Source organism: Chloracidobacterium validum (assembly GCF_018304825.1).
Taxonomy (GTDB): Bacteria; Acidobacteriota; Blastocatellia; order Chloracidobacteriales; family Chloracidobacteriaceae; genus Chloracidobacterium; species Chloracidobacterium validum.
On sequence record NZ_CP072649.1, the window covers coordinates 678,077 to 691,080 of the forward strand.

The window sequence follows — 13,004 nt, forward strand, 5'->3', positions numbered from 1 at the left end:
CCTTCCCTTGCGTTGAGCGCAGCACTCGCCGACCAGTTGGCGGAAAGATGGCGCGCGCGTTGATTCCGCCAGACCTGCGTACGATTTGACCTTACCAAGACTCGTGTCGTTTGTCGGAGACCGCTTCCAGTTGAAAATATTCTTCAAGGGAAAAATAGGGCGCGGGTTGGCAGACATAGTTCCTTCGGCGATGCGTGTCGAAAGCACGCTGTTCTACGGTAAAAGGCGATCTTGGCGAAGCGCGGTCCGAATGCCTTCATCTGCGATGCTGAAAGGCGATGCCCCCCAATTTTGCACTCGGAGATAGATGTGTCATGACATCGCTCGATGCTTCTACGCCACTCACGCGCGTGATGGCGCTGCATGCGCTCAACTACTGCGAACGACTGTTTTACCTTGAAGAAGTCGAAGAAATTCGCCTGGCCGATGACCGTGTGTACGCCGGCCGCCGGCTGCACCAGCAGGACATCACAGAAGGGATCGAAACCCTTACCTATGAAATCGAAAGCGAGGACTGGGGTATTCGCGGCAAGGTGGACGCCGTGCGTTACCGTGACGGCTCGCTGGTTGCTTACGAACACAAGAAGGGACGCTCAAATCGCCGCCAGGCGTGGGAAAGCGACCAACTACAAGTGATTGCCTACTGCGCGCTCCTTGCGGAAGCAACCGGGAAGGCCATTTCCGAAGGACGTATCCATTACCATGCTGACAACGTGACGGTGCGCGTACCGTTCGACGAGTCCGCGCGGATGGAACTCCGGGCAGCCGTTGCGCGGGCTAATGCGTTGCGTCAAACCACAGACCGTCCGCCCTTGACTGAAGACTCGCGTCGGTGCAAGCGCTGCTCCCTCGCGCCAGTATGCTTGCCTGAAGAAGAACGCTTTGCCAGCACAGAGCAACGAGAAACCCAAATGGATAGCGCGGCAAGCCCATCCCAAGCACCGCCGCGTCTTTTTCCCGAACGCGAGGAACGTCGCGTCTTGCACATCACTGAACCAGGCAGCCAAGTTGAGCGCGCAGTTGAGCAACTTGTGGTCAAGTTCCCAGACCGCCCGGCCATTTGCTTCCCCGGACGTGACATTGCCACCATCGTTCTGCACGGCCCAACGCAAATCACGACTCAGGCGTTGCACTACTGTGCGGCCAACGGCATTGCCGTCCAGTGGCTGACGGGTGGCGGTAACTTTGTTGCTGCCTTGAGCGTGGGCGCGCCGGGCGTCCAGCGGCGGCATCGGCAATACGCGGCCCTCTCCGATCCTGACTTCAGACTCAACCTTGCCCGTCGCCTCGCTCTGGCCAAGGTCGAGAACCAACTTCGCTATCTTTTGCGTCTGACCCGACCTTCTTCGGGTAGCGCTGACCTAAGCGGCGAAGCACGCGCGGAGCTGGTCGCATCCAACCTAGCGCGGATGCGGCAGGCGCTGGCCCAGCTTTCCAAAGCCGAAACCTTTGATGCCATCCGCGGTTATGAAGGACAAGCCGGGCAGGCCTACTTTGAGGTGTTAGCCCGACTCGTTCAGGTAGACGAGTTTCGTTTTTCTGGCAGAAGTCGGCGTCCGCCGCGTGACCGCTTCAACGCCCTGTTGAGTTTCTTTTATGCGCTCGCGCACAAGGATTGTTTGGCCGCCCTACTGTCCGTCGGGCTTGAACCTGCGTTTGGGTTCCTGCACACGCCACGCAGCCCAGCCCATCCGCTGGCGCTTGACCTTTTGGAGCTGTTCCGGGTTCTTTTAGCGGACATGCCCGTTCTGGGGTCTGTCAATCGCAGGCAGTGGGATACACAAGCCGACTTCATCGTAACGCCTCACAAAGTCTGGCTCTCACTCGAAGGCAAGCGCAAGGCATTGAGCATCTACGAGGAACGCAAACAAGAAACCTGGAAGCATCCGGTCTTGCGTTACTCACTTTCGTACCAGCGCACGATTGAACTCGAAGCCCGCCTGCTTGAAAAGGAATGGACTGGCAAACCAGGTCTGTTTGCGCGGATGCGACTTCGCTGAGGCCTGGGCAAGCAGTCTTCTGAAGGCCACGCGGTCAAGGTGCCGGTCGGTGGCAGGAGGAACCATCGACGATGGAAAAACACTGGTATCTGGTCAGTTACGATGTGCGTAATCCAAAACGCTGGCGACGAGTCTATGAGCGCGTACGTGGCAGTGCGGAACGGGTGCAGTATTCTGTCTTTCGGATGTATGCCACCCGAACCGAACTCGAAGCGTTTCGCTGCGACTTGGTTCGGCTCATGGATGATGAGGATGACTTGCTCATCGTTCACTTGTGTACGGGATGCGCGCGGCGTGTCGTGGATACGTCAAGACAACAGAATTGGAACGAGGAGCGACGGCAGGTTGAAATTCTGTGATCAAGCATCACATCGTGGACTTGCGGCGAGCCGCCAACAGCCATATCAACGCTTCTCTATCCAACGATTTACCACCAAACAGACGGGTTTGTCCCGCTTGATGGGGCTGAATATGTTGAGAATCAAAGCTTTAGCGTCTTGCAACGACCAGTTTGGCGCATCTTCGGCAACGTGCTCGGCGAGGTGCTTGAAAGCTTACCGTCTAGGTGGTTGAATAGCAGTCGGTTAGAGTGTAACTGCGAATTAATCTTTGATGCCGTAAGGCGTTGAGCACTCGTGGCGGCGGCTGACCCGACACTGACTGCCGAGGCGAATTAATCTTTGATGCCGTAAGGCGTTGAGCACACGCACTCTTGACGCACGTGTTATGGCCTTACGCACGGCGAATTAATCTTTGATGCCGTAAGGCGTTGAGCACAGCCAATAGAACTTTCGGATGAAAAGGAACCGGCTGCGAATTAATCTTTGATGCCGTAAGGCGTTGAGCACGGCGCGCCGCCGGAGACCATTCTGGCCACCCTGCGGCGAATTAATCTTTGATGCCGTAAGGCGTTGAGCACCCCAGCCAACTCACGATGGAAAACCAGAATTTCCTCGCGAATTAATCTTTGATGCCGTAAGGCGTTGAGCACACGCCCCAGGAGATCAACGCGCACTGGGAGCGCGTGCGAATTAATCTTTGATGCCGTAAGGCGTTGAGCACACGCAGTGCGTTACAACCACTTCTGACCCAAAACCGCGAATTAATCTTTGATGCCGTAAGGCGTTGAGCACGGCAAAGTCGGGCTAGGAGGCGTCCTGCCCATTTCCGGCGAATTAATCTTTGATGCCGTAAGGCGTTGAGCACGCGTTGGCGAGCGTTATTGCGCTGCTGAGGTCAGTGCGAATTAATCTTTGATGCCGTAAGGCGTTGAGCACGGCAGAGGAGCGTCCGCGGCACTACATCGAGATAGGCGGCGAATTAATCTTTGATGCCGTAAGGCGTTGAGCACCGGCGCAGAACGGACGGTGCAGCGCTGCATTGCACGCGAATTAATCTTTGATGCCGTAAGGCGTTGAGCACGCCCGACGCCAGCTATCAGTCCGGCATGCGCGCTGACGGCGAATTAATCTTTGATGCCGTAAGGCGTTGAGCACCGAGAATTGCCACGTTACCGTGCGCGTCAATCCCGGCGAATTAATCTTTGATGCCGTAAGGCGTTGAGCACGACGGTTGACGTGCAGGACAGATAACATCTCTGGACGGCGAATTAATCTTTGATGCCGTAAGGCGTTGAGCACGCGCAAACACGGGCTGACATTCCGTGGTGCTTGGATAGCGAATTAATCTTTGATGCCGTAAGGCGTTGAGCACCAGCCATCTGGGGGAGGTGTCGTGCCGTACGAGAAAGCGAATTAATCTTTGATGCCGTAAGGCGTTGAGCACAGACTCACGGCAGTCGCAGAGTGAAACGCTAGCGTGCGAATTAATCTTTGATGCCGTAAGGCGTTGAGCACCCGACCGCCACGGAGTTAGTCGCGCCGATGGCTACGCGAATTAATCTTTGATGCCGTAAGGCGTTGAGCACGCTATGGCCCGTACGAGTCCCAGTGCCCGCCGTGGGCGAATTAATCTTTGATGCCGTAAGGCGTTGAGCACAAGCACAAATGCAAATGGCAAAGAGTGAACGTCTCGCGAATTAATCTTTGATGCCGTAAGGCGTTGAGCACCAAAAAGTCCCTGACCAGTCCTCACCGACCCCTACCGCGAATTAATCTTTGATGCCGTAAGGCGTTGAGCACGCTCTCCGCGCCGTCACCATTGAACTCGACCTTATGCGAATTAATCTTTGATGCCGTAAGGCGTTGAGCACTCGTCAATCCGGGCACGTACTGCGTTAATTTGCGCCTGCGAATTAATCTTTGATGCCGTAAGGCGTTGAGCACAGTGGGAGAGGCACAGCAGACACGTCTGGGCAGCGCGCGAATTAATCTTTGATGCCGTAAGGCGTTGAGCACATTATAGCGCCATCCGTCAACAGGCAACCTAGAAGCGAATTAATCTTTGATGCCGTAAGGCGTTGAGCACCACGCATTCCACAACCCACTCAACCAATCCGGGCGAGCGAATTAATCTTTGATGCCGTAAGGCGTTGAGCACACACTTGGCGAGCTGCTAGGCCCATAAAGCCGCCGGGCGAATTAATCTTTGATGCCGTAAGGCGTTGAGCACTCTGGAACGGCGAACCAGACTTGGTCATGTCGGCGTGCGAATTAATCTTTGATGCCGTAAGGCGTTGAGCACTTTTGAAGTATTTATGGCGCTGCAATTACAAGGGTGCGAATTAATCTTTGATGCCGTAAGGCGTTGAGCACCGCCGACGCCGACGGACAGCCCGGCGGTCACAGACGGCGAATTAATCTTTGATGCCGTAAGGCGTTGAGCACTACAAACTCAGCCAATTCCCAAACGGACCGTGGGAGCGAATTAATCTTTGATGCCGTAAGGCGTTGAGCACGAAGAGCGAGACCAGGCAGGACTCGCACGGCTGTCTGCGAATTAATCTTTGATGCCGTAAGGCGTTGAGCACGTGTCGGCGTCCGGCACGTCGCTGCCGGTGGACGGGCGAATTAATCTTTGATGCCGTAAGGCGTTGAGCACTCCTCTAGACGGCGCGTGCCGGACGGCAGCGCCAGGCGAATTAATCTTTGATGCCGTAAGGCGTTGAGCACTTCGGTGGCGGCTGGGGCTGGGGCTGGCATGGGGAGCGAATTAATCTTTGATGCCGTAAGGCGTTGAGCACTGCCACCAATGACGCTCAGGCACGCCAGCGACCAAGCGAATTAATCTTTGATGCCGTAAGGCGTTGAGCACAGCCGCCCAGTGACGCGCCGAAACATCACTGTTTGGCGAATTAATCTTTGATGCCGTAAGGCGTTGAGCACCCTGCGTGAGTCTCAGCCCCATATCACCCTCGGTAGGCGAATTAATCTTTGATGCCGTAAGGCGTTGAGCACAGTTGCGCGTGCGCGTCCAGTAGCTCCTGCGGCAGGCGAATTAATCTTTGATGCCGTAAGGCGTTGAGCACCGCCGACGCCGACGGACAAGAACGCGGCGGTCACAGGCGAATTAATCTTTGATGCCGTAAGGCGTTGAGCACACCTGCTTGCTGACGAAACCTATAAAAAACTTATGCGAATTAATCTTTGATGCCGTAAGGCGTTGAGCACCGAATAATTATCAATGAATATGACACGAAATTAGTGCGAATTAATCTTTGATGCCGTAAGGCGTTGAGCACCGTCATGTGGACGGCACGCTCTTTCGCGAGCCGACCAGCGAATTAATCTTTGATGCCGTAAGGCGTTGAGCACGCACGCTCTGGCGCTCGTACACGGCGGTAGAGCGGATGCGAATTAATCTTTGATGCCGTAAGGCGTTGAGCACGCGACGGCGTTTGTCCCCAGCGCCGTCGCGTTCAGCGAATTAATCTTTGATGCCGTAAGGCGTTGAGCACTCTATAAATCCAACCACGTGCCGTTTAGCGGTTCGGCGAATTAATCTTTGATGCCGTAAGGCGTTGAGCACGTCTGTTCCACTCCGTCAGAGGCGCACAGCATCAGACAGCGAATTAATCTTTGATGCCGTAAGGCGTTGAGCACTAGTGACGCGGGCGATGCCCCTCCCATATCAGCGCGCGAATTAATCTTTGATGCCGTAAGGCGTTGAGCACTGGTTTCGCGCGGGCCGTCCACGTGGACGCCTAGCAGGCGAATTAATCTTTGATGCCGTAAGGCGTTGAGCACTTGTATCTAAAGATAATAACAATTGCTTTCTTTTTGCGAATTAATCTTTGATGCCGTAAGGCGTTGAGCACATTATTCGGCGTTAGCGAAGACTTATGAGCCGGCGGCGAATTAATCTTTGATGCCGTAAGGCGTTGAGCACGCTTAGGTGGACAGTTGAGGCGGATGGAATGGCAGGGCGAATTAATCTTTGATGCCGTAAGGCGTTGAGCACGTAAAAGTCAGTAACCTGTGCTGGCCTTCCGCCAGGCGAATTAATCTTTGATGCCGTAAGGCGTTGAGCACCGGACGACCAAACTCATCAGCAACCCACGGCCTCAAGCGAATTAATCTTTGATGCCGTAAGGCGTTGAGCACTCCTCTATAAGCGACGTTGTGGGAATCGTTCCCAAGCGAATTAATCTTTGATGCCGTAAGGCGTTGAGCACATACGACATCACGAACTTAGCGATATAGTCCAACGGGCGAATTAATCTTTGATGCCGTAAGGCGTTGAGCACTGGTCTCGCGCGGGCCGTCCACGTGGACGCCTAGCGCGAATTAATCTTTGATGCCGTAAGGCGTTGAGCACGGGTGGAGTCCTGGGGCGACGGTCCATGGGTGGTCGGCGAATTAATCTTTGATGCCGTAAGGCGTTGAGCACGGGTGGAGTCCTGGGGCGACGGTCCATGGGTGGTCGGCGAATTAATCTTTGATGCCGTAAGGCGTTGAGCACTCTATAAATCCAACCACGTGCCGTTTAGCGGTTCGGCGAATTAATCTTTGATGCCGTAAGGCGTTGAGCACCTCCCACCACATTCCGTAGTGGGGGCGGGCGGTCACGCGAATTAATCTTTGATGCCGTAAGGCGTTGAGCACACGCGCTGGCAGCGCTCCGTCGCCCACGCGCACTGCGCGAATTAATCTTTGATGCCGTAAGGCGTTGAGCACCACCGCGTCGGTGTCTCCGTGGCGACCAACGGCACGCGAATTAATCTTTGATGCCGTAAGGCGTTGAGCACAAACAGGCAGGGCTTTCTGAGTTGAAAGTGGATTTGCGAATTAATCTTTGATGCCGTAAGGTGTTGAGCACGTTCAGCGTCCGGCACGTCGCTGGTGTTGGACGGCGCGAATTAACTTTGATGCCGTAAGGCGTTGAGCACTCAATCAACTTGCTCGTTACGCAACACGTATGGCGGCGAATTAATCTTTGATGCCGTAAGGCGTTGAGCACCCTCGCTCAAAGAGGCGTATGGGCGCGTCACGGCGGAAGCGAATTAATCTTTGATGCGTAAGGCGTTGAACACACCAAGTGTAACGGAGGTCATACCTTGATTCAATCGCAAATTAATCTTTGATGCCGTAAGGCACTGAGACTTTAGCAACGATTTACAGCGCATTGACCTACCGGCATCAGCGCCGCGCTGGTGCGCAGCTCAACCACAGATACAGCATCTCTAAGGGTTGTGCATCGAGCTACTCGATGACGCGGATATTGGGTACTCGGCGAAGCGGCTCCGACACTACGTTGGTGACTGGCAGAATCACTCAAACCTCGCCGCCCGCGCCGGGGCTTTGTCGCGCACCTTCTGCAGGAAAGTGAAACCTACTTCGGTTAAGCCGACTTTGCGGCCAGCGGCAGCAAGCGTCGAACAGGCTTCACAAGGTTCTGTGGGCGCACGGCTGCCTCCGGAATGGCGCACGTCTCGGCTTCAATGTTGTGGCTAGGCCAGGCTGCACACACGCGAATAGCACGGTGTATTTCATCAGGCATGTTTTGGATGGTAATAGCTGGCTGGTAATAGAAGGTATCTTTCATCACCTCGATATGCAGCATCGCTTGCACTTTTCATGAGGAAGTTCATTTCGTCTTGGGTAGCATTGCTGCGCTCCGGCAAGCCAAGGAGACTTGCTGTACTCAAACAGGCAGTGCGCAAGTCGCCAGACAGCCACATCCTTGACCGGCCGCTTGACCGTCCAGGTCGCATAGGTGAACACGCCGCGCACCCCCGGGACGCCGTGGCGGTCTCATTGACGCCGCTCACACGAACATTCCCACAGTGGGCTGTGCGGTGGTCAATGCAACAAAAAATTGGTACAAGGCGCGACGGCAGGTTGAATTCTGTGCTCAAGTCACATCACAGACTTGCCATGCGCCTTGGTGACCGAGAGACTAGGTAACGGGGTGGCGGAATTGGGCTTTGTGCCACATAAGGCAGTGAGCGCAAACCATCCAACTGCTCCACGTGCAGCGAAGTAGCGCTCATATGCGTGCATCGTGATCGGTTTTCCATTTGATTTGGGCCGCAAGCAATCAATGAACTACACTCACATGACTGCATTGACACTGACGCTGTTACTCTACGGCTTCCTTGCCACGGCATACTTTGGATGGAGAAAAGTATTCCTCCTTGCCGTGACACGAAATAAGCCGCGGACTGAGAACATTCCCCTGTAATTTCTTATCTGGACGGGATGGGCTTTTGCGCTTTTTCTCTTTCAGTGCACTCACTTTTTCTTACCGATCAATATCTATTCGGTCGGCCCAATTTTTCTGCTCGGTGCTGCATTCTCATTAGCTACCTCTCTCAAACAGAGAGACACTCCGCGAGACCTTGTACCTTGCCAAAGCTCGCCCGAAATCCATAGGGATAGCAATCCTGATTGGGCTACTTTTGGCAGTTAGCTGGCTTGCCTCACAGGCAATGCTTCCTCCCAATAATTACGACTCAGGACTCTATTACCTAACCGCAATTCGATGGACGAATGAGTATCCACTCACTCCCGGGCTGGGAAATCTGCTTGCGCAATTGGCTCATAATTCGAGCTTCTTTATTTACCTATGTTGCGGCACTCAATCTACATCCGCTTTTCAATCACGGGCGGTCAATTGCCAACAGTTTTCTCGTCTTGCTCACGGTCATTACGTTGTTAGAACTCCTCCTACCGCTTCTCAAGCAACTGGATACTGTGTCCGCATTGCCACCGATACAATGGGCAATGCCGCTTTTCTGCCTTCCTACTGTGGCGTACTGGGGAATCTCTTCTCAAGATGTCAGCTCCCCTTCTCCAGACCTGACATCGAGTCTGCTACAAGTTGTCATTTTCGTGATGTTTGTCCGTTTTCTTTCGAGATTCATCCAAGATCGGACCGTGTCATCCTCAGAACCGCTTATGTTGTCTCTCCTGACTGCCACGGCTGTGACACTCAAGTTGAGCAACGTAGCATTCTGCGGAACCGTGATGGTGTTCGTCGTTCTTGGAATGTTATTGAACGCAGCGCCAAGACCGGTCAGCCAGATAGCTCAACTGCTCTTTCCTGGTGCCGTGGTGCTGCTGCTGTTCTGCCTGCGAGGCGTCCTACTTTCCGGCGCGCCGCTGTATCCCGCAACCTTGGGTTACATAAACACGCCCTGGTCCGTCCCGCTCGGTGAAGTGACAAATGTAAAGAATTGGATCTATTCCTGGGCGCGCCAACCAGGAGCTCACTGGGAGCAGGTCCTAGGTTCTTGGAAGTGGTTCGGACCGTGGCTCCATGAAGTCACACGCAGACTGACGGATGTGGTATTTCCTCTGGCGCTGTTTTTAGCCTGTGGAGTGTTGGCCCTACTGCGTTCCTATCCGACAAGATTTCAATTATCAAAACCATGCTTATCGAACGGAATCATACTCGCGCCTCTGCTGGCAGCCTTGTTCTTTTGGTTCTTTACCGCACCTGATCCGAGGTTTGCGAACGGCACTTTCGCATTGTTGGCAGTTTCGTCGATCGTTCTTTTGTTGACCAGGATTCAGTCATCTGTCAGTCCGGGTAACATGGTCACAGCCATCTGTCTCCTATTCATGATTGGCAATCTCCACCTGTTACACTGGGCATTTTCGTCTTATCGGAACGCCAAACAGATTTCCATTTCCCTTAGCGGATGGCACACTGCCAAACAGGTCCCGCTGAATGCGAAGGTAACGACGAGCGGATTGCGTGTATATGTGCCTGTTTCCGGCGACCAATGCTGGGATGCACCGCTGCCCTGTACCCCTCACTTCAACAAAGAACTTCGGTTGATAGACCCAGATGATATGGCTTCAGGCTTCACCGTGCGTCCGCTCGCGAGCAATGCCGAGGACGCCGAACCAAAGAATCTACTTAGCGATTTCCTGCAAGCCTTTCTCAGTGTGCGACGCTCTCTTACACGACCCGGAAAGGAGTAGCCACCTACCCGCTGGAGGTTCGTCCCTTCGTCGCGCGAAATTCATCTGCGGATGAACCTTTGATGACGCATCGGACGGCGAGCGCGCGCCGTCCAACCGCCTCGCGTGTGGCAAAGAGGCGCTTGTAACCGGCCACGCGCCAGACTAGGCTTGCTTGGTCAGAGTTGGATACCTACGCATCCTCACCAAGCTCCGCCACTTTGTGAAAGGTCGTCTCGCCCGACCCGTGTAAATGATGGATGTGCCGACTGGGGTCAGTTCGTCGCCATCCCGATCGCCGCGGACGACCAAGGCGCGGCACGTCTGGGAATCGTTGGCCAGCCATTGCGCGGCAAAGGCCTGCATTCGTCCGTGCGACACGCCCATCAAGCGCCACGCCGGACGCAGCGGATGCAAAAGCGGCCCAATGTAGTTGAACAGCGTCGGACGCCCAAACCGCCAGCGTGCCGCCGCTACCGACTTGAGCGCCGGGTAGCACTGGGGCGCGTAAAGAAACGCCAGGTTTGTCGCGTCAAGCAGGGCCGGGAGACGCGCCAGGGGGTATTCGACGGGGACGCCAAGCCGTTCGAGCAAATCAAAGCTGCCGCTGGCGCTGGTGGCAGCCCGGTTGCCGAACTTCACGACGCGCACCCCACTGGCGGCAAGAACGAAGGCAACGGTCGTGGAGACGTTGAAATGCGGGCGACCGCTCCCACCCGTGCCACAGCAGTCGAGGATGTCGTCCGCGATGTCCGGCATCGGCAGCGCCAGCGCGCGGACGGCCGCAATCAAGGCAGTAAACTGTTCAAACGTCGCCTGCTCGGGCGTCAACCGGGACAACCAGGCGTCGGCTTCGGCGTCGGTCAGGCGGCCGGACAGAAGCGCGTCCAGGGCATCGGGATGGGTCTCGTTCGTCATCGGAGCCATACGGCGTGGGATGTGCGGCCATCGTGGTAGCGTCTGTCCACGCCGGTCCACGTGAAGTGCCTCACCCAAAGTTCGGGTGAGATGAAGGCACGGGAAAGTAATCCGCTGCGCCTGTACAGCGCTCAGGCCAAACGGTACGGTTATCGGCCTTTGTGCTGATGAGAAACGCTTACTAAATTGCTGCCCGACAAACAACGGCAACAACGAATCAACCCCTTCCAACCGCCGGCTCGTTCCCGGATAAAAGTTTGGGAGGGCAACCGTCAGTTGCCCGAAACTCGTTCTTGATTCGCGCACTCCACGGAAAGCTATATGACGCAAAAAAAGAAGTCTCAGACCAAACGCCCAATCGAGTCCTACGAGCACGGTAAGGAGCAGTGCGTCAACAACCTATCCTTCGATGAAGCGGGCGGTCAGATGGCCATGCAGTTTGAGGACTACCTGCTGCGCTACATGCTCCAGTGGGAAACCCGCCACAGTGAAACCCTGCTCAACGTGGAAAAGATGAGCAAGCCCTTCGACTACACCCTGCGCATCCACCGCGACCTGTCTGCCGGACAGGCAGGCGGCGAAACGCGCGTGCAGAAGGTGGACCTGCCCGAAACCTTCAACTACCTGCTCGGCCTGGACGTGCAGACGCGCAAGGTCTATGAGGATGGCGGGCGGCGGTATCTGGTCTACCGCGGCGCGCTGCGCAACGGGCGGGCCGTCGCCGTCCTCTGGCGCGAGACACATGGTTGGACTGAGAAAGACTACAAGCAAGATAAGGAATTCGCGCAGAAATTGACCGAAGGGGCCGACGAGGTCTACGTAAACGGCGATTCGCTCATCCCCGGCGCGAACTTGCTGGACGGGCTGTTCAAAGAGCGGATGTTCACCCCGGTGGAGGCATAATATGAACAAGAACATAGAATTGCCGAAGGAACAGATTGCCGATTTCTGCCGGCGCTGGAGTATCGTGGAGCTATCCCTCTTCGGCTCCGTCTTGCGCAGTGATTTCTGCAGTGAAAGCGACGTGGATGTTTTAGTCAGTTTTGCGCCTGATGTTCTATGGGGCTTTTCGGAGTGGATACAGATGACCCGGGAGTTGGAGGAAATCTTCGGACGCAAGGTGGATCTCGTCGAACGGCGCTTGGTGGAGCAGAGCAGAAACTATATTCGCCGAAATCATATTCTTAATAATCTGGAGCGCGTCTATGTGGCGTGACGATGCCTATCTTTTGGACATGTTGATCGCTGCCAGAGAAGCCCGTGAGTTCAGCAAGGGGGTTACATGGGATGCATACCGACAAAGCTCCTTGCACCAACATGCCATAGCGAAGGCTCTGGAAAACATCGGCGAGGCCGCGCGCAAGATTTCTCAACAAACCAGATCGGCGCATCCTGAGATTCCCTGGGAACAGATCATCGGCCTGCGGCATCGAATTGCTCACGATTACTTCCATCTCGACTTGGTCCGCATGTGGGACATCGTTCAAAGAGAAGTCCCCGTCTTGATCGAAAAACTCGATTCGCTTGTGCCGCCAGAGGAACCTTAGTAGATGCCCCGCAATTTGAGACAATCCCGGTCCCCCCGAAGCTGCGCCAAGCGGCCTCCAGCAATATACTCGAAAACCGGCTGGTGCTCCTGGCCTGGCTCAACCACCTTTTGGGCTACCAAAGCCGCCACCTGTTGCAGGATGCCAAGAACGCCTCTGAGGGCTCTGGGGCAGACGGCCGCAGTTTCTTCTACCGCCACCTGTCGCCTGCGGCAGTCAGGTGAAAACCC

The 13,004-nt window shown here is 55.2% G+C and carries 8 protein-coding genes and 1 CRISPR repeat array; of the genes, 6 read left to right on the forward strand and 2 right to left on the reverse strand.

The annotated features are described in order from the left end of the window. Positions 1-314 precede the first annotated feature (314 nt). The gene (locus tag J8C06_RS13970; protein ID WP_211430035.1) at positions 315-2,000 is read left to right on the forward strand and encodes a type I-MYXAN CRISPR-associated endonuclease Cas4/Cas1; all 1,686 of its coding nucleotides are present in this window, start codon (positions 315-317) and stop codon (positions 1,998-2,000) included. 71 nt (positions 2,001-2,071) lie between these two features. Further along, a complete protein-coding gene (cas2, locus tag J8C06_RS13975) occupies positions 2,072-2,359 on the forward strand; it encodes a CRISPR-associated endonuclease Cas2 (protein WP_211430036.1) in 288 nt (95 codons plus the stop codon). 238 nt (positions 2,360-2,597) lie between these two features. Further along, a CRISPR array of direct repeats spans positions 2,598-7,358; the repeat unit is 36 nt; unit sequence GCGAATTAATCTTTGATGCCGTAAGGCGTTGAGCAC. 381 nt (positions 7,359-7,739) lie between these two features. On the opposite strand, the gene J8C06_RS13980 is transcribed toward cas2, so the two are convergent. Beyond that, the gene (locus J8C06_RS13980) at positions 7,740-7,961 is read right to left on the reverse strand and encodes a hypothetical protein (protein ID WP_246602117.1); all 222 of its coding nucleotides are present in this window, start codon (positions 7,959-7,961) and stop codon (positions 7,740-7,742) included. A gap of 965 nt (positions 7,962-8,926) precedes the next feature. On the opposite strand from J8C06_RS13980, the gene J8C06_RS13985 reads away from it, so the two are divergent. Beyond that, positions 8,927-10,330 carry a hypothetical protein gene (locus tag J8C06_RS13985; protein WP_211430037.1) on the forward strand — a complete coding sequence of 468 codons (1,404 nt, stop codon included), beginning with the start codon at positions 8,927-8,929 and terminating at the stop codon, positions 10,328-10,330. 144 nt (positions 10,331-10,474) lie between these two features. Here J8C06_RS13985 and J8C06_RS13990 read toward each other — a convergent pair whose 3' ends face one another. Beyond that, positions 10,475-11,227: an anthranilate phosphoribosyltransferase gene (locus J8C06_RS13990; RefSeq protein ID WP_211430038.1), complete on the reverse strand. Its 753-nt coding sequence runs from the start codon at positions 11,225-11,227 to the stop codon at positions 10,475-10,477. 321 nt (positions 11,228-11,548) lie between these two features. Here J8C06_RS13990 and J8C06_RS13995 point away from each other — a divergent pair, with 321 nt between their 5' ends. From J8C06_RS13995 to J8C06_RS14005, 3 genes are read left to right on the forward strand one after another with little or no spacing between them, the layout of a single operon-like run. Then, positions 11,549-12,130, forward strand: coding sequence for a hypothetical protein (locus J8C06_RS13995; protein ID WP_211430039.1), 582 nt, complete (start codon positions 11,549-11,551; stop codon positions 12,128-12,130). A 1-nt stretch (position 12,131) separates the two neighbouring features. Then, entirely contained in the window at positions 12,132-12,443 is a 312-nt protein-coding gene (locus J8C06_RS14000) for a nucleotidyltransferase family protein (RefSeq protein ID WP_211430040.1), read from the forward strand. Then, on the forward strand, positions 12,433-12,774 hold the full coding sequence (locus J8C06_RS14005; protein WP_211430041.1) for a HepT-like ribonuclease domain-containing protein: 342 nt from the start codon (positions 12,433-12,435) through the stop codon (positions 12,772-12,774). Before J8C06_RS14000 ends, J8C06_RS14005 begins: the two co-directional genes overlap by 11 nt. Positions 12,775-13,004: the final 230 nt, after the last annotated feature.